25 protein-coding genes are annotated in these 22,844 nt (G+C 38.3%); 5 read left to right on the forward strand and 20 right to left on the reverse strand.

Annotation, left to right across the window (positions count from 1 at the left end; translation table 11 throughout):
- Positions 1-49: 49 nt before the first annotated feature.
- The gene (guaC, locus tag ABC371_RS19870; protein ID WP_412898373.1) at positions 50-1,033 is read left to right on the forward strand and encodes a GMP reductase; all 984 of its coding nucleotides are present in this window, start codon (positions 50-52) and stop codon (positions 1,031-1,033) included.
- Between the two features lie 157 nt (positions 1,034-1,190).
- Here the strand turns inward: guaC and ABC371_RS19875 are convergent, their stop codons facing one another.
- A complete protein-coding gene (locus ABC371_RS19875; protein WP_412898374.1) occupies positions 1,191-1,610 on the reverse strand; it encodes a hypothetical protein in 420 nt (139 codons plus the stop codon).
- A gap of 38 nt (positions 1,611-1,648) precedes the next feature.
- Between ABC371_RS19875 and ABC371_RS19880 the strand changes: the two genes are divergently transcribed.
- Together ABC371_RS19880 and ABC371_RS19885 are read left to right on the forward strand one after the other, a co-directional pair.
- A complete protein-coding gene (locus ABC371_RS19880) occupies positions 1,649-1,894 on the forward strand; it encodes a DUF2164 domain-containing protein (RefSeq protein ID WP_412898375.1) in 246 nt (81 codons plus the stop codon).
- A 49-nt stretch (positions 1,895-1,943) separates the two neighbouring features.
- Positions 1,944-2,159 carry a hypothetical protein gene (locus tag ABC371_RS19885; RefSeq protein ID WP_412898376.1) on the forward strand — a complete coding sequence of 72 codons (216 nt, stop codon included), beginning with the start codon at positions 1,944-1,946 and terminating at the stop codon, positions 2,157-2,159.
- A 261-nt stretch (positions 2,160-2,420) separates the two neighbouring features.
- On the opposite strand, the gene ABC371_RS19890 is transcribed toward ABC371_RS19885, so the two are convergent.
- On the reverse strand, positions 2,421-3,776 hold the full coding sequence (locus ABC371_RS19890; protein ID WP_412898377.1) for an MFS transporter: 1,356 nt from the start codon (positions 3,774-3,776) through the stop codon (positions 2,421-2,423).
- Between the two features lie 141 nt (positions 3,777-3,917).
- On the opposite strand from ABC371_RS19890, the gene ABC371_RS19895 reads away from it, so the two are divergent.
- Positions 3,918-4,094: a hypothetical protein gene (locus ABC371_RS19895; RefSeq protein WP_412898378.1), complete on the forward strand. Its 177-nt coding sequence runs from the start codon at positions 3,918-3,920 to the stop codon at positions 4,092-4,094.
- 16 nt (positions 4,095-4,110) lie between these two features.
- On the opposite strand, the gene ABC371_RS19900 is transcribed toward ABC371_RS19895, so the two are convergent.
- From ABC371_RS19900 to ABC371_RS19940, 9 genes are all read right to left on the reverse strand, one after another.
- Positions 4,111-4,308: a DNA-directed RNA polymerase subunit alpha C-terminal domain-containing protein gene (locus ABC371_RS19900; RefSeq protein ID WP_412898379.1), complete on the reverse strand. Its 198-nt coding sequence runs from the start codon at positions 4,306-4,308 to the stop codon at positions 4,111-4,113.
- A gap of 16 nt (positions 4,309-4,324) precedes the next feature.
- The gene (locus tag ABC371_RS19905; RefSeq protein ID WP_412898380.1) at positions 4,325-5,938 is read right to left on the reverse strand and encodes an ABC1 kinase family protein; all 1,614 of its coding nucleotides are present in this window, start codon (positions 5,936-5,938) and stop codon (positions 4,325-4,327) included.
- A gap of 163 nt (positions 5,939-6,101) precedes the next feature.
- Positions 6,102-6,950, reverse strand: a complete 849-nt coding sequence (locus tag ABC371_RS19910) for a DODA-type extradiol aromatic ring-opening family dioxygenase (protein WP_412898381.1) — start codon at positions 6,948-6,950, stop codon at positions 6,102-6,104.
- A gap of 118 nt (positions 6,951-7,068) precedes the next feature.
- Entirely contained in the window at positions 7,069-7,251 is a 183-nt protein-coding gene (locus ABC371_RS19915) for a 4-oxalocrotonate tautomerase (protein ID WP_412898382.1), read from the reverse strand.
- A gap of 16 nt (positions 7,252-7,267) precedes the next feature.
- A complete protein-coding gene (locus tag ABC371_RS19920) occupies positions 7,268-8,050 on the reverse strand; it encodes a 2-keto-4-pentenoate hydratase (RefSeq protein ID WP_412898383.1) in 783 nt (260 codons plus the stop codon).
- A gap of 248 nt (positions 8,051-8,298) precedes the next feature.
- Positions 8,299-9,327 (reverse strand): 4-hydroxy-2-oxovalerate aldolase, encoded by a 1,029-nt coding sequence (gene dmpG / locus ABC371_RS19925; RefSeq protein ID WP_412898384.1) that lies wholly within the window; start codon positions 9,325-9,327, stop codon positions 8,299-8,301.
- Between the two features lie 19 nt (positions 9,328-9,346).
- Positions 9,347-10,231, reverse strand: coding sequence for an acetaldehyde dehydrogenase (acetylating) (locus ABC371_RS19930; RefSeq protein ID WP_412898385.1), 885 nt, complete (start codon positions 10,229-10,231; stop codon positions 9,347-9,349).
- A gap of 21 nt (positions 10,232-10,252) precedes the next feature.
- Positions 10,253-11,029 carry a 2-keto-4-pentenoate hydratase gene (locus ABC371_RS19935; protein ID WP_412898386.1) on the reverse strand — a complete coding sequence of 259 codons (777 nt, stop codon included), beginning with the start codon at positions 11,027-11,029 and terminating at the stop codon, positions 10,253-10,255.
- A 16-nt stretch (positions 11,030-11,045) separates the two neighbouring features.
- On the reverse strand, positions 11,046-12,509 hold the full coding sequence (locus ABC371_RS19940) for an aldehyde dehydrogenase (RefSeq protein WP_412898387.1): 1,464 nt from the start codon (positions 12,507-12,509) through the stop codon (positions 11,046-11,048).
- A 260-nt stretch (positions 12,510-12,769) separates the two neighbouring features.
- On the opposite strand from ABC371_RS19940, the gene ABC371_RS19945 reads away from it, so the two are divergent.
- Complete coding sequence (locus ABC371_RS19945) at positions 12,770-13,705, forward strand: amidohydrolase family protein (protein WP_412898388.1); 936 nt, start codon at positions 12,770-12,772, stop codon at positions 13,703-13,705.
- Positions 13,706-13,781: 76 nt separating this feature from the next.
- Here ABC371_RS19945 and ABC371_RS19950 read toward each other — a convergent pair whose 3' ends face one another.
- From ABC371_RS19950 to ABC371_RS19990, 9 genes are all read right to left on the reverse strand, one after another.
- Entirely contained in the window at positions 13,782-15,029 is a 1,248-nt protein-coding gene (locus tag ABC371_RS19950) for an MFS transporter (protein ID WP_412898389.1), read from the reverse strand.
- A gap of 96 nt (positions 15,030-15,125) precedes the next feature.
- On the reverse strand, positions 15,126-15,650 hold the full coding sequence (locus tag ABC371_RS19955) for a CBO0543 family protein (RefSeq protein ID WP_412898390.1): 525 nt from the start codon (positions 15,648-15,650) through the stop codon (positions 15,126-15,128).
- Between the two features lie 141 nt (positions 15,651-15,791).
- Entirely contained in the window at positions 15,792-16,958 is a 1,167-nt protein-coding gene (locus ABC371_RS19960; protein WP_412898391.1) for an LL-diaminopimelate aminotransferase, read from the reverse strand.
- Between the two features lie 58 nt (positions 16,959-17,016).
- On the reverse strand, positions 17,017-17,349 hold the full coding sequence (locus ABC371_RS19965) for a hypothetical protein (RefSeq protein ID WP_412898392.1): 333 nt from the start codon (positions 17,347-17,349) through the stop codon (positions 17,017-17,019).
- Complete coding sequence (locus ABC371_RS19970) at positions 17,336-17,626, reverse strand: cytidine/deoxycytidylate deaminase family protein (RefSeq protein ID WP_412899404.1); 291 nt, start codon at positions 17,624-17,626, stop codon at positions 17,336-17,338. Before ABC371_RS19970 ends, ABC371_RS19965 begins: the two co-directional genes overlap by 14 nt.
- A 123-nt stretch (positions 17,627-17,749) precedes the next feature.
- Positions 17,750-19,321, reverse strand: coding sequence for a class I adenylate-forming enzyme family protein (locus ABC371_RS19975; RefSeq protein WP_412898393.1), 1,572 nt, complete (start codon positions 19,319-19,321; stop codon positions 17,750-17,752).
- A gap of 81 nt (positions 19,322-19,402) precedes the next feature.
- Positions 19,403-21,160 carry a CoA-transferase gene (locus ABC371_RS19980; protein ID WP_412898394.1) on the reverse strand — a complete coding sequence of 586 codons (1,758 nt, stop codon included), beginning with the start codon at positions 21,158-21,160 and terminating at the stop codon, positions 19,403-19,405.
- Positions 21,161-21,173: 13 nt separating this feature from the next.
- The gene (locus ABC371_RS19985) at positions 21,174-22,031 is read right to left on the reverse strand and encodes an amidohydrolase family protein (protein ID WP_412898395.1); all 858 of its coding nucleotides are present in this window, start codon (positions 22,029-22,031) and stop codon (positions 21,174-21,176) included.
- Positions 22,032-22,057: 26 nt separating this feature from the next.
- The gene (locus tag ABC371_RS19990; RefSeq protein WP_412898396.1) at positions 22,058-22,825 is read right to left on the reverse strand and encodes an IclR family transcriptional regulator; all 768 of its coding nucleotides are present in this window, start codon (positions 22,823-22,825) and stop codon (positions 22,058-22,060) included.
- Positions 22,826-22,844 lie beyond the last annotated feature (19 nt).

Genomic DNA, 22,844 nt, shown 5'->3' on the forward strand with positions numbered 1-22,844 from the left:
CATTATTAAAGAATGAAGAAAATAATATTCGGTTTTAGGAGTGTTTTTAATGGATAATGTATTTGATTACGAAGATATTCAATTAATCCCAGCAAAATGTATTGTAAATAGTCGTTCTGAGTGTGACACAACAGTTGAATTTGGTGGCCACACCTTTAAACTTCCGGTCGTCCCTGCTAACATGCAGACCATTATAGATGAGAAAATCGCATTATTTTTAGCTGAAAATGGCTTTTTCTATATCATGCACCGGTTTAACCCAGAAAAACGAGTTGATTTTATTAAAGATATGCAAGGTCGTGGTTTAATTGCTTCAATTAGTGTTGGTGTTAAGCCTGAGGAATATACATTCATCGAACAACTAGTTGAAGAAAACCTTGTACCAGAATTCATCACGATTGATATCGCTCATGGTCATTCAAACTCAGTCATTGAAATGATTAAGCATATCAAGGCAAACCTACCAAAAAGCTTTGTCATCGCAGGTAACGTTGGCACTCCAGAAGCGGTAAGAGAATTAGAAAACGCAGGAGCTGACGCAACAAAGGTTGGAATTGGACCTGGTAAGGTTTGTATTACGAAAATCAAAACAGGTTTCGGAACTGGTGGTTGGCAACTAGCAGCACTTCGTTGGTGCGCAAAAGCTGCAACAAAGCCTGTTATTGCAGATGGTGGTATTCGTACTCACGGTGATATCGCAAAATCAGTTCGCTTCGGTGCGAAAATGGTCATGATTGGTTCCCTATTCGCAGGACATGAAGAATCACCTGGTGAAACAACAGAAATTGATGGTAAGCTTGTGAAAGAATACTTCGGTTCAGCTTCTGAATTCCAAAAAGGCGAAAAGAAGAATGTTGAAGGTAAGAAAATCTATGTGGAGCACAAAGGATCACTAAAAGATACACTTAAAGAAATGGAACAAGATTTACAATCGGCTATCTCTTACTCAGGCGGAAACAAACTAGATTCCATCCGCCACGTCGACTACGTCGTCGTCAAAAACTCAATCTTCAACGGCGACCGCATTTATTAAGGACCAAGTTGCCTAGGTGCCAAGTTGCCAGCGGCGCCAGGGCGCCAAGGGGACGGTTCTTGTGGTCCCTAGCTTTACACAGCTCGACTAAATATATTTTTGTAAAAGGGAACCCCAGTTCTGACCCAGGGGTTCCCTTTTTGTTTTCCATAATTACCTAAAGAGAGCCAATAGAACCGTCCCTCTGGTCCCCTACTTCATCGATAAATTCATATTCAAGAGGGATCTCTGTTGTTGTATAGAAGAATCCTTTATATCGGATCGTATCACTAGAGTTAATGATTAGTTCTTTTATTGGTTCTCCTTTTTTGTCGTATATGGTTGTGTTAAAGCGATATCCCATATACCCTGCTGAGAGTTTCCCCTTTTTAAACGTAACCTCGTTTAAATTCTTGATGATTCGGTGGATCTCCCCTTCTGAAGTAATATCAAACCTATATCCTGAATTCCCATCGACGATATGTATTTTTGAAACATCGGAAGGATTGATATCGAATAGCTTGTGAGGTACGTATGTAAAACTGTATAGTAAGACGAGGAGCAGCGGAATGACGATCAAAATGGTTTTCAATTTCATTGCTAAATCCACCTTTCAAATGTTAGGAGTGTTTTTTATTGTTTATTAAGCTTACGAAAGAACAACAGCAATCCATGATTTCCGATATACAGGAATTTTTCTCACTTGAAAGAGATGAAGAAATCAGTGAGTTTGCAGCTGAACAGGTTTTACATTTTGTAAAAGAAAAACTGGCACCTCATATCTACAATGCTGCCGTCCATGATGTAAAAGCGGTTGTGGATCAACAATTCGCTTCTCTTGACGATGAAATTTTAACACTCGAAAGACCCATTAAAAGATAGAGTAGATTCTCATACGATTGCTTACACTACTTACAAGGAGTGATAGCAAATGAAAAAAGACAATGATAATTCTTTTGATCCAGATGATACATATGGTGTTTTTAAATCAGAGATGGAAGTTGATTCTGATGTTAACGAAGACATGAATCGTGAAAGATTGCTTGATGAGTCGGTTGAAGCTTTTATGAAATCGAAAAAAATCTCCCTAAATAGTTCGAGAGAAAAAGGAAGAATCCTTCTTAACCTTGGAATTTTTTGTTTATAAGGGGCGAGTCTGTTACTCAAGGACATTTCGTACAGCATTTGAGTTAGGTTTGTCTTCGAGATGACTGCTCACGGACAATACATTTAGCTATTAAAGCGGATTTGTCCACGATAGCAAGTATCAGAGACAATTTACTTGGCATTTAAACTTGATTTGTCTTCGAGACCTTGTCTCAGAGACATTTCGCATCAACAAATCAATTGTTTTGGCTTTGATAAAAAACAAGCCATAATGCCCCTGGATGCATTATGGCTTGTTCCTTTACCATTGTTCCGTCTTCATTTTTTGATTTGTTACATAGAACATGCCCGGAATGATGACTAGTGAAACCGCCAATAAGACGAACGCCATCGAATTTTTACTCACATCATTTAACCCAATGGCAAAAACGACACCATATATGCTCGATGCTAGGATGTTTCCGATAAATCTTGAAGTCATTAACAAACCTGATGCAATTCCTGTTTGAGTTACACTAATAAACGTATATAACAGGTTTTGCAAGCTGATATTCATCAGACCGTTACTGATTCCAAACACCGCCAAAACCAGGACAATCCACAGCAACGAGGAATTTTTTGTGGTCATATAAAGGAATGCGACTCCTGCAATTCCAATCCCCGCGCCAACAAGTAACGGAACCCGGTACCCCACTCTTTCTGCCCATCTTGTCGCAATTGGTGTTGTGAGCATCGCAAATACAGATAACGCCAGCATCATCAATCCTGTATATTCTGAACCCAACTCAATAACTTCCTGTAAATAGATGGGTGTAAACAAAAGGATTGAGAAGAATATCAGTGTTGCTAAGATGTACTGTGCATAAATTACAGAAATCGTAGGATTCTTTTTCAAAAAGACGACATTGATCAAAGGATCTGCTTTCTTTTTCTCATATGTATAAAAAAGAATCGACAAACCAATCGAAAGAATCAAAGACCATCCATTAAATCCGCCTTCCAATGATAGCAAAAAGACCATCCAACTTGTGATAAAAGCACTGAATAGGATCATTCCGACAACATCCCATTTAAATGCGTTACCTTTAGTTGGCTCATCTTTCGGGATATAAACCCATGTTAACAGGGCCGACAGAAAAATGACCGGAAGATTAACATAGAAAATAACCGGCCAGCCGCCATATTGAATCAGCAAACCACTTATCGTCGGTCCAAACGCAGCGGAAGTAGTGGCAAATACCGCCAATGTACCAATCACCCGATTTTGATTTTGTTTAATATATAAGCGGACCAAGCCTATCCCTGCTGGGTATAGTGCTGACGTGCCAATCGCTTGAATCAATCTCATGCTTAGAAGCATCATCATGCTTTTCGACATTGGCGCAAGAATAGATGAAATTAAAACAAACAATAATCCAATGAGAAATATTCGCTTCCTTCCATAATAATCACTAAGTCTTCCGATAATCGGTAAAAAAATAGCACTCACAATGAAGTAAGAGGCAATTAACCATGAAGTATCAGTTGATGAAAGCTTGAAATCCTGTTGAATCGATGGTAAAGCCACTGTGATCATCGTTGTATTTAGTGGATTTAAAATGGCTCCTAATGCAATGGCGATGATTAATATTGTTGGCTTTTTTATAGTATGAGACATTTTTGTACTCCCCTTTAACCTGATTTAAATAGTGTATCACACAAATATTTTTCTCGGTGAAAAAATACACCTCCTAGAAAAATGGATAATCTCGTTTTTGTGGCAAAAACTACAATTAGATTAAAGAATTGGGGGATTGATATGTTAAGTAGAGCAACAAAAATCACAACATTGTTTTGGATTGCGATCCTTGGGGTTATTTTAACAACAATCTATACAATTGTGATTATGATTCAAGGTAGTCGAACGATGAAGATGATCCGGTATATTTATAATCAAAATAAAAAGGCTAATGAACAAGAAAATCGCGGGGAATGACCCTCGCGATTTTCGTCTATTCTTCGATTTTAAAAGCAAGCCCCTTTTCATCGAGTGCTTTTCGAAGCTCCCTTATGGCAGTTGGACCGACTCCATGTAAGGCCAACACTTCTTTTTCAGTTAGCTTCGTGAACTGATCGAGCATGACGTATCCCGCTGCATGCAAGGCACGTAATGCTGGTTTGCTTAATTTTAATTCATCAATTTCAGCCATACGTCTTCTCCCTTTTTCATTTTCGTTTTTCATGCATATACTTCAACCATTTTTTCTGTTTATGACTAATCATTGTATACCCTATTCCTGATATAGCTGTGAGCCCAGAAGTTAGATAAAGCAACATGGAATGCGAAGCAATAATACTTGCTACAATACCTGCAATACCAAATAGAAAAAGCAGGAATATATGCTTTTTATTATTTTCATAAATGGTAAATTGAAATTCTCTTCTTTGTTCAACTTCCTTCAAATTTTCTAATGTATGAGGTAACTGTAAGAAATCTTGAACTGAATGAAAGATCTTAAACACTGGGAGAGCTTGGATCCAATTCAAGATGAATGACCATTTCTGATTGCCGCTTTTATGTAACCAATTCATAAATACAGGCTTAACAAGATCTAAAACTTCTTCCTCAGGGATTAAATGAAGTAAAATTCCCTCAATGGCAACGAAGGAACGACCTAAAAAGACAAATCGTGTTGGGACCTGAATGGGGAGTGCATGAACAATGTCATTCATTTCTCGTTTAAAAGCAATTAGATCGATTTGCTTTAATTGGGACAAATCAAATGACATCCATTCCTCTAGTAGTTTCTCCATGGTTCTATGGTCAGATTCAGGTAATAAGAATCCCAACTGCGATAAACACTCGACCGCCTTTGAATAATTCTTTGTAAGAAAGCTTTCAACCAACCTTTGAAAGTTCGTAGCATCTTTTTTCGAGATTTCTCCAACCATACCGAAATCTAGTAAAATAATTTTACCTTCCTTTGATATAAGTACATTCCCAGGATGTGGGTCTGCATGAAACAAACCAGGCTCTAACCATTGAGGAATGAAGAGCTCAATTAAACTCTGGGCAAGACGTTTTCGATCCATCGTTTGCAAATCCACTGTATCTGAAATCTTGATTCCATCTACCCATTCCATAACAAGAACCTTTGATGTACTATACTCAGGATAGACCTTAGGAATGATAACAGCGTCATGATTCTTGAAGCGTTCTTTAAAAACTTCTAGGGTTTGTAGCTCCATTGAATAATCCAACTCACGTTCAATCACTTGTTTTATTTCCTTAAACAATACCTTAAAGTTGATAAATCCTTTAGGAACAGGTACAAAATGATCTGCAAACCAAATGATGATAGCCAATGTTCGGAAATCTGTTTTAAGTATTGAGTGGATATGGGGTCTTTGGACTTTAACAGCAATTTTTTCACCTTTTGTTAAGATTCCCTTATATACTTCTCCAATCGACGCAGAAGCAATTGCCTCTTTTTCAATGGATTGTAAAATTCCATGAGTGGAGTTCCCCCACTCCTCTTTCAGAATTTCCTCAATATCCTTCCAATCTGACGAAGGCACTTGATCGGTCAGATCTTGAATTTGTTTAATAAACGGTTCGGGAAGCAAATCAGCCCTCGTGCTTAAGATTTGTCCAACCTTAATTAATAGGCCTTCCAATTCAAAAAGTGTCTTACGAAACCTTGCACCAATATCCGCCCATAGTTTATCCCAATCCTGCTGTGGCTTTTTGCGGACCTTAAACCAATAGATTTTAATAAAAATCAAAAAAGCCATCGAAAGGACTTTTGACATTCGAATAATCTTATTTTTAGTCTTCATTTAGAACTCACTCATTTCCCCAAACGTTTCCTATAAGAAATACTTCAATATTAAAAGCATTTCTCCTTTAAAAAAGAAATGCTTTTAGGTGTTTTACTTATAAAAAATATTTTATGAAATTCAAATTTTTTCTTGTTCTTCCCCATTAAGTTTGGTTAATTGATTACTTTACAGATTCGCTTTCTTCCAAATGAGTTACATCTGGGATTTGTCTTAGGCCAAATGTAATAACTGCATTCCAACTGCCAGATGATTGACCATCTGCTAGATAAGCAGGTTCGGCATTTTCATCAATGATACTTAATAGCATAGCTAGGTGACGTCCCCCAGACTCCACTCTTGCAAACCGGGCATACTCAGGAAGCATGGAATAAGCCGCCTTGTATTCTTTATTCATGACAAATTCAATAAATTGCTTATCCATCGCATGTTCTGTAACTGTTGGTATATTGTGTCTTCCCCTTACTAGATTGTGAGATAGAGCTCCGCTTGAAATAAACACTATTTTTTTCTCACTTTCTCGTAAAACTTTACCAATCACTTTCCCCCATTTATAGGTTTCTTCTAGAGTTGCCGCCAATGTGACAGATAAATTAATAACTGGAATATCTTCTTGAGGAACTAAGTAACGCAATGGGACCACACTACCGTAATCCCAAACAAAATAGGGATCATGTACCCCTTGAACTTGAAGACCAGCCTCTTCAGCAGCACTTACCAATTCCTTCGCTAAATCTTCATCACCAGGATACTGATAGGGAACGTCCTTAATCAAATCGGGTGCTTCAAAAGCAGTTAGCATCCCCTTATGAACGGGCGTGCAATCTACATAATGAAAGAATGTCGAGGGCCAGTGACAAGAAACTAAAACAAGGACATCCGGTTTAATCTCCTTTAGTCTCTTCCCGATTTCTTTCATTGCAGAGGCCATATCCTGTTGGAACTCAGGCACTTGATCTTCATGACACATACTTGGAACATGTGGTACAAGCATGCTACATTCAATTGTCATCCTAATTCCCTCCTAAACTAATTTTTTTCGAACCAATCATTTTTAGAAAACGTTTTCAATTTTATATGAATATAGGGAAGCAAGAACTTATCATCTTGCTCCCCCTTTTTGGATGTCTCTATTTTTCAACCGGTTCTCCCGCTTTTCCCCAATGTGTTTTTGGAATTTCAGTAACGAGTACTCGAATGGTTTCCTTATCTGAACCCAATGTTTCAGATACCGTGTTTGTTACATTGTGAATTAATTCAGCGACTTTCTCCTTAGGTCTGCCTTCCATCATTTGCACGTGTATAATTGGCATGAAAACTCTTCCTCTCTTAATCTGTTACTGTGAAACTAACTTCACCAAAACCATCGAATTTACCACTTACGACATCACCATGCTTCAACATTACGGCACTCGTAATCCCACCTGATAAAATGATGTCACCTTTGTGAATTTTTCCACCTTTAGCTGCGAGCATATTAGCAAGCATCGCAATTGAATTGGCCGGGTGACCAAGAACAGCAGCTCCTGCACCCAGTTCTTTTATTTCACCATTAATGAACAAGGTTGCACCTACAAGGTCAAGCTCAAATTGTTCAGGCTTCTTCAGTGTTGTACCTAACACAACCCGTGACGTAGAAGCATTGTCAGCAATTACATCCGGTAAGGTAAACTGGAAATTTTCATAACGGCTATCAATCAACTCGAGGGCCGGTAGAACATATTCCGTTTTTGCTAAAACCTGTGCCCCTGTTATACCAGGACCTTCTATATCCTCACCAATAACAAACGCAATTTCCGCCTCAACTTTAGGATGAATTTGGTCGCTTAAACGAGCCTTGCCTCCATTTTCAATCAGCATATAATCAAACACATAGCCGTAAATCGGATCTTTAATTCCCATCTGCTTCATTTTTGCCGGGCTTGTTAAACCCATCTTAGGACCCACAATACGTTTTCCTTCATTTACTTTCATGTTGACGATTTCTTCTTGAACAAGATATGCCTCTTCAACCGTTAAATCTTGCTTTAAATTCGCTGTAACTCTTTGAACCTCGCGTCTTTCAACTTCAGCTGAAACGAGGTATTGAGCAATTTCTTTATATAGACTCATTCGATTTCCTCCTTAATCAATTGCGCCTTGGCGTATTTGAGCCCAGATTTTTTAGGCCCACACGAGGTGGGTCACAAAGACGTTGCCACAGGAAGTGGCGTTCTTAGTCTTTGATCTATTGCTCGAAAAATTCCCTTTGAAAATCTGTGGCATCCGCCGGAGGCTTTACTTTATTTAGCCGTGTTATGAACCCCACACAAATTTCAAACTCTTTTTACATTAATCATCTATATAATTGGGGCTCAGTTCTAAATAAAGTTAACAACATGCTTCTTTGCTGCCAATTCTGCTGCTACATCCATGATCATATCTTCTTGACCACCAACAACTTGTCTTCTTCCAAGTTCGATTAAAATCTCGCGCGAGTCAATATTGAATTTTTTCGCAGCACGCTGAGCAAAAAGCAGGAAGCTTGAATAGACACCTGCATAGCCAAGAACAAGACTATCTCTTGTAATTTCCTGTGGCTTCTTTAAAATCGGTGCAACCAATTCTTCCGCAATATCCATCATTTTAAAAAGATCGACTCCCGTTTTTATCCCCATTTTATCGAGGACAGAAACAAGTACTTCCGTTTGTGTATTACCAGCTCCTGCACCTAGGCAGCGAATACTACCATCAATTCTAGTCGCCCCTTCCTGAATCGCTGCAAGTGTATTGGCCATAGCTAAAGAAAGATTATTATGGGCATGGAAGCCAACATTAACCGTTAACGTATCTTTGAGAGCTCGAATTCTTTCAGACACTTGATGCGGCAAGAGCGCTCCAGCCGAATCAACAACATAGACTGTATCGGCACCATAGCTTTCCATTAATTTGGCTTGCTCGACTAATTTTGCAGTTGGTGCCATATGGGACATCATAAGAAACCCAACTGTTTCGAGCCCGAGATCCTTTGCAGTAGCGATATGCTGCGGTGATACATCAGCCTCTGTGACGTGTGTTGCAATTCGTGCCATTTTCGCACCTAACTGGGCCGCTTGCTTTAACTCTGGCATTGTTCCAATCCCTGGTAAGAGAAGGACAGCAATTTTCGCATTGTCAACAACAGATGCAGCCGCTTCTATTAACTCCAATTCGTTTGTTAAGGATAGGCCGTATTGTAAGGACGAGCCCCCCAGCCCATCTCCATGTGATACTTCGATATAAGGGACATTGGCTTCATCCAAAGCCTTAGCAATATTGGTTACCTGTTCAACGGTAAATTGATGCCTAATCGCATGACTACCATCACGCAATGCGACTTCAGTAATTAATACATCTCTTTCTAGTGTCATTTCTTGTTTCGCTCCTTTCTTAAACCGTTACTTTTGACATTTTGTGCTGTGCCCATTCTTCTGCTACTTTCACGGCAGCTGCGGTCATAATATCTAAGTTTCCGGAATACTTCGGTAGATAATCGCCAGCCCCTTCTACTTCAATAAAGACGGTAATCCGATTATCATCAAAGATCGGCTCTTGTCTTAGTCGGTATCCTGGTACATAGGTTTGAACCTGCTTTTCCATTTCCTTGATCGAAGCTGTAATTTCTTCCTGCTGAACGGATTCACCCTCGACAATGACATGAATGGTGTCTCGCATGATAATGGGAGGTTCTGCTGGATTTAAAATGATAATCGCTTTTCCTCTTCTTGCGCCGCCAATCTTTTCGATTCCACGGGCAGTTGTTTGCGTAAATTCATCAATATTGGCTCTTGTACCCGGTCCAGCACTTTTACTTGAAATCGTTGCGACAATTTCGGCATATTCAACCTGTTGGACGCGATTAATCGCATGAACCATCGGAATCGTTGCTTGACCTCCACATGTAATGAGATTGATATTTTCCGCTTCCACATGCTCCCCTAGATTCACAGAAGGTACAACGAATGGCCCTACGGCTGCTGGCGTTAAATCGAGCACCTGCTTTCCAGCGTCTTTTAATAGTTTGGCATGACGGATATGAGCTTTCGCACTGGTAGCATCAAACACAATATCAGCCAATTCGGGTCTTTCTAAAAATCCGCTTATTCCAGTATCAATCGTTTCAAACCCGTGCTCGCGAGCTTTTCTTAATCCATCTGACTCTGGTTCAATTCCAATAACGGTCGTTAATTCAAGTATGTTAGACCTACGAAGTTTTAGCATCAGATCTGTGCCAATATTTCCTGAGCCAAGAATGGCTACTTTTATTTTTGACATAAGATTCTCCCCTCCCTATTTTTAAAAACGAACGCTCACTTGGCCAATATGGGCAAATCGTGCAGTGAATGAATCCCCTTCACGTGCCTCTATTGCCGCTGATAATGCACCTGATAAAATAACCTCTCCTGCTCGTAGCGGTATATCAAATTCAGAAAGCTTATTTGCTAACCAGGCGACACAGTTTGCCGGATTTCCCAAGGCTGCTGCACCGACACCCGTGTTAGCCAGCTTACCGTTTTTTGAAAGAGTCATGCCGATTAACTCGAGATCAATATCTTCTACCTTGGTTGGTTTTCCACCAAGCACATAAAAACCAGAAGATGCATTATCAGCAACCGTGTCAGCAAGCTTAATCTTCCAATCTTTTACTCTACTATCAACGATTTCTAAGGCTGGAACAATATACTCGGTTGCTTGAAGAACATCAAGCGCGGTCACATTTGGTCCACGTAAATCCTTCTTTAAAATAAATGCAATTTCACCTTCCACCTTAGGCTGCAGTACTTTTTCAATCGAAATTTTCCCGCCATTTTCGACCACCATGCTGTCCAATAAGTGGCCGTAATCCGGTTCATCAACCCCTAATAGATTCTGCATCGCTAAAGAGGTTAAACCGATTTTTTTCCCGACGATTTTCTGTCCTTCCACTACCCTTTTTTTTATATTTTCAAGCTGAATATAATAAGCGTCTTTGACTGTTAGCTCTGAATCTACTGAAGTTGGCGCTTCAATTCCAACGCGAGTAGATTCTGCTTCAGCTAGTTTCAAGGCAAATTGTTCGATTTTATTGGTCACGGTCACACACCCTTCCTTATAGTTTGATTGTGATATTGGATAATTCCGAGTAAAAGTCAAGACTATGCATTCCACCCGTTCTGCCGATACCACTATGCTTCATCCCACCAAATGGTGTACGAAGGTCACGCAAGAACCACGTGTTGACCCAAATAATTCCGGCTTCAATTTGGTGGGCTACACGGTGAGCAAGTCGAAGATCATTCGTCCAAATGGTTGCACTTAAACCATAATGCGTATCATTTGCCTGCATGATGACTTCTTCTTCCATATCAAACGGTGTAACCGTCACAACAGGCCCGAAAATTTCTTCTCTTACACAACGAGAATTTCGATCCAACCCTGTAATAATCGTAGGCTCTAAAAAATAACCTTTCTCAAATCCTTCAGGTCGTTTTCCACCTGTTACAAAGTTCCCACCATCATTGCGAGCAATTTCTAGATAGCTATTCACACGATCATAATGTTCTTTACTGATTAATGCTCCGACATTGGTATCCGAATTTTCCGGTCGACCTACTTTTAATGCCTTCACTTTCTCAGAGAATTTGTTTAAGAACTCTTCGTAAATTGGACGTTCTACATAAATTCTCGAACCGCAAAGACACACTTCACCTTGATTGATAAAGCTTGATTTCATCGTCGTTTCAATAACCTCATCAAGGTCGGAGTCCGCGAAAATAATATTAGGATTTTTACCACCAAGCTCAAAGGATAATTTTTTCAATGAGGTAGAGGCCGCTCTCATAATCGCGGAGCCCGTTCCCGGTTCACCGATAAAGGAAATCGCATCTACATCTGGATGCTCAGAGATTGCACTTCCTGCAGAGTTGGTACCAAATCCATGAACTAAATTGACAACCCCGTCCGGAACTCCAGCTTCTTTACAAATCTCCATCAAGACCGTTGCAGTCATGGGTGTCCATTCAGCTGGTTTGATGACCGCAGTATTCCCCATTGCTAGACATGGTGCTAATTTCCAAGTAAGTAGCAGTAACGGTAGGTTCCATGGCTTAATAATCCCAACCACCCCTACCGGACGACGATGGGTATAATGCAAAGCTTTATCGTCTTGCAGATTCGCATCCGTATTTACTGAGACCATATAATCAGCAAAAAAGTGGAAGTTATATGCTGCACGTGGAATATCAACACTATTTGCTAACCAAAATGGCTTTCCAGTATCTAAAGATTCAAGCCGTGCGAGTTCCTCTTGTCTTTCAAGGATTAAATCTCCAATCCGACGAATAATTTTCGAACGCTCCTCAACAGTTGTGTTTTTCCACTTTCCATTTAAGGCTCTTCTGGCAGCAGCTACAGCAAAGTCGACCTCTTCTTTCCCACCCTCTGCAACTGTTCCCAGAACCTCTTCGGTAGCAGGATTGATGTTAGTAAATGTTTTTTGATTCTGTGATTCAACAAATTGTCCATTAATAAAATGTAAACAATTTATTGCTTGTACTCTTGTTTCAACTTGCATGAAACAATTCCTCCTTTTATTAACTAAATTTTTTGATAATTTATGTCTGTATCTTACCCTCTATCTATTCCATAAACAACACTGCTGTTTCTCTATGTGGAACAACTTTAAAATAAATTTCATTTTTCGAAAAAAATAATTATCAAACAAATCAAAACGTTTTTAATTCTACCTTTTCAACTTACATACTTCTTTGCTATATTACATACTATGAAAAACGTTTACTATAGAGGAACAATTCCCTAAAGGAGGAATAGACAATGTACGATTTCCATACACATCTTATCCCGCCCGATGTTATCACATGGCTAAAGGATCATCAGCACACAGTAAATGCAAAATGGATTCAAAAAGAAGCAAACAAAAATGAATTTTTAGTGGTGAATGAAAAATGGGGATTTGAACTGAAGCAAGCTTTCATTGACAGTCATCTTTATTTAGTAGAACAAGCGAAAGCAGGCGTCACCCACTCTGTTGTTTCACCCATTCCACAGCTTTTCTTGTATGATTTTCCTGATGACATTTCATCTGACATTTCTCTTGTATACAATCGTTCTTTAGCTCAATTGACGAAAGCAGCACCCCAGAAAATCTCAGCACTCGGAACTGTCCCCCTTACGAACCCAGACAAAGCAGCACAAATTTTAAACGAAGGAATGAATCTTGGCCTAAAAGGAGTAATTATCGGTCCTGGATTACCAGGCCGAATGTTATCTGATGAATTTTTCACGCCATTTTTTGAAGAAGCAAACCGGCTCAATGCCATCGTTTTTATCCATCCACTTTTAGCAGAAGACCCACGACTCCAAAGGAGAATGATGCCGAACCTTATTGGTGTTCCGTGGGAAACAACTGTTTGTGCAACAGATTTCTTATTAAGTGGACTGATTGATCGATATGCAAATGTAAAAGTTTTGTTTGCCCATGGGGGTGGATTTCTTCCCTATCAAATTGGGAGATTGGATAAAGGATATGAGCAGTGGAAGCTAGTATCCACAAATCTTCAAGCCCCACCATCTGAGTACATAAAACGCTTCTGGTATGACACCGTCTTGTGGAATCAAGATAGCCTTGATTTTCTATGTAAAATAGTTGGAGAAGAAAGAATCGTACCTGGTTCAGATTACCCTTTTGACCTATCTGCATGGCCTCCTGAGGAAAAGTTTCAACACGGTGCAGCTTCGTTACTTGGGTGAATCACAATCCTGGATAAAATTCGTAAAAAAACGGTAGCCAAACTAATTCTAAGTTTGACTACCGTTTGTGTTTTTTTTATGATTCCTGAACAGGCATCGGTGCTCCTGCTTTCACGAGCGCTTTACTTCCCATAAGGAAGAAGGACAGTGCGACCATGAAGATTCCCGTGCCAATGAGGAGCCATTCGATTTTTACGATATCTGCAATCGGTCCGAAAATCAACATCCCGAGAGGCATCATCGAGGTAGAAATCATACTGAATACCCCAAAAACCCTTCCTAGATAATTTTCCTCAATTTTTTCCTGCAATAATACGGTTGCAGGTGTATTAAAGATTGGCATCGCGATACCGCAAATCAGCATAACACCTAAATACAACCAGAAAATCGGTACAATTCCTAGTCCAATTGTTGTTAGACCAAATAGGACACTCGCCAATGTCATTGTATGAATCTTATTTTTGAAGCCACCCCAAGTGGCAATCACTCCTCCTCCAACTATCATCCCGATTGAAAAGGCAATTTCAATTGCTGTTAATCGCCACACATCATCTCCGAAGCTGCGCGTGACCTGAAGTGGTGTAAGGAAGGCTGCTGGTGCCATAGCCACAAAAAAGATTGCAAAGAAAAGGAAAAATGGCTTCAAAAATTCACTTTGTTTAATATAGTTTACTCCGAGCTTAAAATCTTCAAGATACCCGACATGTTGTTGTTCGACTGCCTTCTTATGGGAAGGAATTTTAAGAAAGACAAGCAAAGTCATAATCGCGATTGCTGCTGTTATTACATCAATAAAGAAAATAATTTCAAGTGAAGCTATAGTTAGCAAAGCTGCACTTACCATTGGTGCAATCAGCATGATCACAGCCTGGATGCTTCCATTTGCACCATTTGTTTTCGTTAACTTATCCTGAGGAACAATTTGTGGTAAAATCGCGCCAACAGCTGGTGTTTGGATTCCTGTTCCTAATCCCCGAATCGCGGATATAACAAAAAGGAGCCAAATGGAGTCATATCCCATTAAAAACAAAATGGCTAATATTAATGTAGAAACAGCAATCATTCCGTCCGCCAGAATGATTAACACTTTCCGATTATATCGGTCAGCCCACACGCCAGCAAAAGGAGAAAGGAAAAAAGTCGGTAAAAATCCACAGATAATCGAGATGGTCATCATAATTCCTGACTGCGTGTTAAGGGTGATATACCACATGATCGCATATTGAACTAATGCCGATCCAAACAGAGAAATCGTTTGGCTTCCTAGAAAAAGAATAATATTCTTTTTCCAATTATTAAAATCCCGTTCATTTATTGTATTCATACATTCTCTCCCATCAAAAATTAAGGAACTCCAAACAAGAGTTCCCTTTACCATGAATAACTATATCCTATTTTAAGGCCATTTTCCATATAAATTTTACTTTATGTATTTCAATGGAATTGGGAACATATTTAATAAAAAGATAATCCAAATAATAGATAATCCCCACGCAATAAGGGGCTGTTTCTGGTGAAGTCTCAGCATTAGAAACATAACGAGATTAAAAAGAAGCGACCAATGGATCGTCCAACCATGGTGGTGCTTAATGAGGTGTAAATATTTCAAATTGATGTATTCCACTATTACATATACAGACACCCACATGCCAATCCAGAGTAGCTTTCTCCATCTTTTTTCAGGAAAGCGCCCAAGATAGATAAGAACTGTTGCAGGATAGCTTACAAACATAATTAATAAGGTAATAAATGTATGATTGCTGAGGATGTTTTTTGCAAATATTGTTTCCTGATAGGTCCAAATCCAGTAATCATGGAATAATAGATTTTTTAAAAGGTCCCCTACTATAAAGAACAAAATAGTTGGGTAATATTCTCGCCACCTTCTCCAATCGCCCCATTTTATCGCGGCTAAAAGGAATAAGGCATTATAGACTAGGTGCATCGAATACACTCCTGAACAAGTAGTACTTCTATAATACCCAGATTTTTACAATAAAATAAGACGAATCTTATATTTGATTCGTCTTATTATGAAAAACTGTAAGATTTGTTTCAGACACGTATTCCAAGTTAAGTCGTTATTCTATTTTAATAACGGGATATCTTGTAATCGGTTGACAGCTTTTTTAAGAGTCTCTTCATTTTGAACGAGCCCAATTCGTACATAGCCCTCTCCACTCGGGCCAAAGGCATTTCCTGGAGTAACCACAATTCCCGCTTCATCAATTAAACGATACGTAAATTCAGTAGATGTAAATCCCCTTGGAACCTTTGCCCAGATAAACATCGATGCTATTGGAGAATCCACTTTCCAGCCCACTTCAGCTAGTCCATTCACTAACAGATCACGTCGTTTTTTATACGTTTCACGCAAGTTGTCGCTGAAGCTTGAGGCATCCCTTAATGCAGCAATTGCTGCTTTTTGTATGGGCAAAAACACTCCATAATCAAGATTTGATTTGAGTCGGTTTATGGCAGCAATGATATCTTGATTACCCACAATATATCCAATCCGACACCCTGCCATATTAAAGCTTTTTGAAAGAGAATTGAATTCAACCCCAACTTCTTTTGCACCTTCTACCGATAAAAAGCTAATCGGTATTTCCTCAAAATACAACTCCGAATAGGCAAAATCATGCAGGACCAGAATCTGATGTTTTTTCGCAAACTGAATGACTTTTTTGAAAAAGCGTTGAGTTGCAAGTGCTGGCACAGGGTTACCAGGGAAATTTAGTATCATTAGTTTTGCCTTTTGACAAATATCCTCAGGAATGGCATCCAAATCTGGTAAGAACTGATTTTCCTCTTTTAATGGCATGCCATACGGTTTGGCCCCTGCTAATGCAATACCTGCTGCATATGCCGTATATCCAGGGTCTGGAACAAGAACCAAGTCCCCTGGGTTGGCAAAAGCCATTGGAAAGTGAACAAGACCATCCTGAGAGCCCATGACCATTAATACTTCATTTTCTTTTTTTATGGAAACATCAAATCTTCTTATGTAGTAATCAGAAATGGCATCATGCAATTCATCTATACCAGTTAATGAATAACCATATAATGAAGGGTTTTGAACATAAGTAGCCAATGCTTCAATGACATAAGGAGGTGGCGGCAAATCCGGACTGCCCACGCTTAAGTCAATAATGTCTTGCCCCTCACGTATTTTTTGTTTCTTATAGTTTGCTAGTTCGGTAAAAACCGATTCCCCAAACTCGTTCATTTTCTGTGATAGTGTAATTTTCAATGCTGACACCTCATTTGTTAGAATTACTACTATTATAACAAGATTATGAAAGTTTAGGTTAATCCTTCACCGATGAAAGCATCATCTCGTAAACTTCTTCAATTTGCAGATTCTGATAATCGTTCAATCTATATTCTTTCCAGCATTCACTTGCTAACGCCACTGCTGTTGGGTAATCGTCCTGCATTATTTCAATCACAGCTAGTCCCTTTTCATAACCAATTTTCAGGTCAAAATATACTTTTAATAATATTGATAGATCATCTAAAAATGGAATCGATCCCTCGACTTGAATTCGTTTCCGACTCAAATATGGGGTTTTCCCGAGTAAATTTGTGCTTCCTCCATATTTGTCCTTGGCAGCATAAGCGAGATTTTTATTCCCACTCATGTATAACGCACCAAAACAAAGAGGGCATGGTTCCATTGTTGTATAGAGCGTATAATTTATTAACCTTGGTATGGACACGATTATCAAGTTTTAGCAATGCAATGATCTCAGCATGGGCTAGTTCATTGTGAAAAACCACTAAATCTGACAACTCACCGAATACAGCACTCTTTCCCCTTGCAACAATTTCACCATCGGCATTTACAACAACTGCACCGATTAGGCGTGATCCCTCCTGGAAGGACGTCCAAGCTTCTCGGAAGCATTGGTGCCAGATAAGTGAGCATTATGAACCCTTTCACAATACTCACTCCTAAATTTATTCTTATTTATTCAATGAAACACAACAACCAAAAACAAGCACTTGCTAAAAAACAAGAGCTTGTTTTATCAAATTATATTAATTTATTAACCTCTGTTCTTTCCTCCAATACGGTTCCCTCATTTTCTTTTTATCTAGTTTTCCATATGAAGTTAGAGGTAATTCTGAAACAAATTTGATTTCCTTGGGTTGTTTATATTTGGCTAAATTAATTTTACAATAAGAGAGAAGATCATCTTTTAAAGGCGGTTTATTAGGGTCAGGGACTACCAATGCTATAATTTGTTCACCCCAGTCAAAATGGGGGACTCCTATAACAGCCACTTGTTTTATTCCTGGGAATTTTTGAATGATGTTTTCCACTTCTGTACTGTACACATTTAATCCACCCGTAACAATCATATCATTCTTTCTATCTAATAAATAAACATACCCTTCATCATCCATTTTTCCAATATCGCCTGTATGTAACCAACCATTCACAATCGTTTCATTCGTCTTTTCAGGCATGTTATGGTATCTTTCCATAACATAAGGTGCTTTAACAACAATTTCTCCTTGCTCTCCTTTTGGAACTTCTTTTCCTTTCTCATCAACAATTTTTACGTTGGCCATAAATGAAGGAGTTCCACAACTGCGTAAACGATGAATTTTATCCGAATCAAGGCTGTGATCAGATTTACGCAACCTTGTAATAAAATTCGGACATTCGGATTGTCCATAGAATTGATAGAAAACAGGACCAAACTGCTTAAGTCCTTGTTTTAATCTCTCTTCCATGATAGGAGATGCAGCATATGCAATCGTTTTTATATCATTTGGCGATACTTTAATCTGATATTGATCAATAGCATCAAGCAGACGGTATATCATTGTAGGCACCATAAAAGTCACTATGTTTCCTTTTTGTTTAATGACATTTAATGCAAGCAAAGGATCAAATTTCTCAAATATTATGTGGGATGCCCCTTTCAATAAGCCACTTTCCAAAAATTTACCAGCCCCATGAACAAGTGGGGTCATCAGTAAAATTTCATCCTGCTCTACAAGCTCTAACTCAATGATTTCACAAAGCAAATTAAGCGCTATTTTCTCCTGAGTCTGTACGATTCCTTTGGGCACACCTGTTGTACCACCAGTATATTGAATAGATGCTATATTACTAGGTTCAACATCTAAATCTGGTGCAGTCTTTGGCATATTTTGTATAAAACTTTTCATGCTGATGAAGCCTTTAGGTACGGAATTAGATAGTGCGATAATTACTTCTAAGAACGGTAGTTTTTCACGAATGTCTGAAATTATTGAATAGCTTTCCGGTCCACAAATTATAGCTTTGACATTTGATTGTTCTAGCATATATAAAATTTCATTTCTATTTAATATATGATTTAGTGGTATTTTCGTTGCACCAATTTTCATAATAGCTAGGTCAGCTATAGCAAACTCTATGCAATTTGACATTAATAAAGCAATTGGAGTTTCTATTTTAATTCCATTTTGTATAAATGCATGAGCAAGTTGATTACTTTGTTTATCTAATTCTTTGTAGGTAATTCGCTCATCTTTAAAGTTAATCGCAGTTTTATCTCCGTACAATTGAAATGCTTTATTGTACATGTCCTTTAAAACAAGACCTAAATTGCTCACTCATTAATCCTCCTAGACTGTATTTATAACACTATATTTTCAGGATTATTGATGAGAAACCAAGAAAATGAATAATATATATTATTTTAAGAAAACCCTATTCGGATCAAAATATCTTATCATTTCTAATTCCTCTATTGTTGGAGGTTCGATTATCTTTAGTTGTGGACTTACTCTTAAATCCCAACCACACTTATTTTTAATACTTTGAACAGATTGTTCTGTGGTTTCTCCTTTTTTATAAAAATAACTAGTTAAAATAAGTTCATTACTTCTGTCATCTTTTTCAAAAACTCCTAAAGTTGAAACTACAGTTTTTATATTTCTTCCAGGACTTGTCACATATGGTACCTTTTCTATAAATCTGTGTTGCGACTGTTTTACTGTTACTACAAGTTCCTGTGAAGCGGAAGCTATATCGTTTGCACCACCGGAGCCAACCATAAAGTCTCCATTTGCAGTGAAAGTTGAATTTATATTACCAATTTTATCGATCTGACCAGCGCCTATTGCTCCTAAACAAGGGTTATTCGAGCCACCAACCATAATTCCTAATGTTGTAAGGACATCGGAGTACATTTTACATGTAGGTAGATTCCGATTACTGAATATAAATGGTTCACCTGGTCTTGGTAGATAACCAAACATTCCAATTTCCGCCATCAATTCAACATCAAAATTTTCTTCTTTTAATACACTTGTTGCAAGCCAAGATGCAAGATTAGAAAAGCCTACGCCTGCCAAAATAGTATGATAATTATTTTCACGCATCTTTTCCTTGATCTTTCTAGCAGTAACCACTACCATCATTTCTTCATCTGTATATTCAGGTTTATTAACTCTATTATAAAAATCTTGTGGTAAGTCTTCTCTCCACGATTCTGCAAGACTTCCTTGTTTAATTACCTGTAATTTCTCTTTTCCTATTTTTCCTAGATATTGACTATGATCTTTGCATTCTAAAATCCATTCCTTTACCCAATCTTCAAATTCCATTTCATTCTTAGCTTTATTTCTAACGGTCACAATAAAATCATTATCCTCTACATATGAACTTGGCCCCTCAATACCAGGATTAAAAACTCCATAAGGATGAGCTCCAAATGGAACCTCTGATACACTTTTTACCAAGTATCCTGGTATTTTTACATGAGCCGCATGTTTTCGTATAAAATTCGTTGATACAATTTTTTCAACTGTAACAATTACTCCATCCTTACTTGCCATTGCGCCGTACAATCCCTCACCATATGGTGGTGAAAGTATGACATTACCATTCTCATCGGCCATCAACCCATGAACTACGACAATATCGGGTCTTAGCGCTTTTACAATTCCAACAGAATGGTTTTCATCAAAAGGATTAGCTAGCTCGTGAAAATCGGCGTTAGCTGACATACCACTATCTTTTAATGAATTAGTTGGTACAAATGGAATACCCATTGCACCAGCAAATAATCTTTGATTTAAGGATAGGAGTGACCAGTTTTCAATTTCTATCTGTCCGTTCTTATAAGCACGTTGAAAAATAGGATTTGGTCCTGGTGTCGGAAAATTATCCCCACAAAATGAGGCAATTATTTTTTTTACTAATCCCCGACTAACAAGTGCTGCTTGGTTAGCTACTAAACCTGCAGTTACAATTGAAAATTTTGGGTCTTTCCCATCAAACTGCCTTACAATTTCATTTATTGCCGCATTTGGTCTACCATAGCTATAACCAATATCAATCATCATCCTAGGTTTCACATGTTTTTTAATAGCTTCTGATAATGGCATGACTTTACTTTTTCCTTCATTTAGAGGCAAATCAAACTTAATTTCATCCTGATTAATCATTTTCCTTACCTCCTTAGTCTAATTTGAATACTTTTACTGCCACATCTCTAAGTAGTGCTTTTAATGATGCTTCTCTATAGTTTTTCTCGTATATTTGTTCTAGACTTTCCTTATGTTTTAATACAGGGAAGTCCGTTCCAAACATCACTTTTCCTCTGCCCCTACTATTAATAAAATGATTTAGTGATTCAGACCAATATTTTGGAGCATGAGCTGTAGTGGCAATATATAGATTAGGATGCTTCCAAGCAAGAGCAATTAATTCCTCTACCCATGGCCATCCAGTATGTGCTGCGACAATCCGTAACTCAGGAAAATACAATGCAACCTCATCGAGATGAATGGGCCTTGCCATTTCACTTGGCATGCGTTCTGCTGAATGACCTGTTTGGATCATCACAGGGATATCAAGCTCTACACATTTTGCGTAAAAAGGATATAAATCTTTATGATTTAGTGGAATACCGAATCCATTTGCATGTAAATGAGCACCCTTAAACCCATATTCCTTTACGGCCATCTCAAGCTCTCTAACTCCGTCCATCTTTAATATGGGGTTAATACCTGCTAACCCAACAAACCGATCTGGTTGCATTTGTACTAAATTATATATCTCTTTATTATCAAAATCCCATAACATTTGTTTTGTTTGAAAGGATTGCATTCTAAAAGCAGGAATTAGGACCTTTTCGATTCCAGCTTCATCAAGGATTGAAATAAAATCATCCACCTTATGCCCCTTTACTTTTTCATGCATTCCCCACCAGTTAACAATCTGAAATAACTCTTCTGTTTCGATATACATCCTATGTAATGCTTCTGGGGTAAATACATTCGTCCAACAATCAATAATTCCTAATTCTTTTTCCACTGCTCCACTCCCCTTCTATTTATCTACTATCGGTAACCCAAAAGATTTGAGATGTTACTCGCTTCTTCTTTTAACACATTCACCAATGTGTGTAAGTTCTCTTTGTCAAATCTTTGTTCTGGAATAGAGAATGCAAGCGAGCCAATAATATAGTCTGATGAAAATATTGGAACTGCGATCCCATAAATCCCTTCGATTTTTCCTCCATAACTTAAGGCATAGCCTTCTTCTCTAATCCTTAGTAACTTTTCATCTAATTCTGTACGTGTCAGCGTTTGACCATTTGAAAAACGTGGTAAACCATGTTTTTTTATTACTTCTTCTATTTCATTTATTTTGAGGAATGCCATTATTGCTTGACCTGCTGCACTTACATGCATGACTGAATTTGATCCTATTTCCAAAATGTAGCGTAGCGGATGTTCGCAATCCTCACGTCCTAAATATGTGATTTCCGTTCCATTTCGCACACTAAGGTAGACGGTTTCATTAAATCTTTTTACAAGTCTTTTCATGTTTTCAGTAGACTCTGTCAAAAAGTCAAAACTTTCAAAAGCAACTCGCCCCAATTCATAGATGCGTAAACTTAATTTGTATTTTCCAGTATGGCTGCTTCGTGTTAAAAAACCACATATCTGAAGAGTTTGAAGAATCCGATGAACGGTACTCTTTCCTATTTCAAGCTCTTTTTCTAATTCTCTAACGCCCCATTCAGGATTTTCCTTTGTGAAACAATTCATTATTCGAATAGCACGTTCTACTGTTTGGACTAACTCTACATTATCTCGATTCATTAGAGGCTTTTCCCTTCTA

Source organism: Bacillus jepli (assembly GCF_047238305.1).
Classification (GTDB): Bacteria; Bacillota; Bacilli; order Bacillales; family Bacillaceae_L; genus Ferdinandcohnia.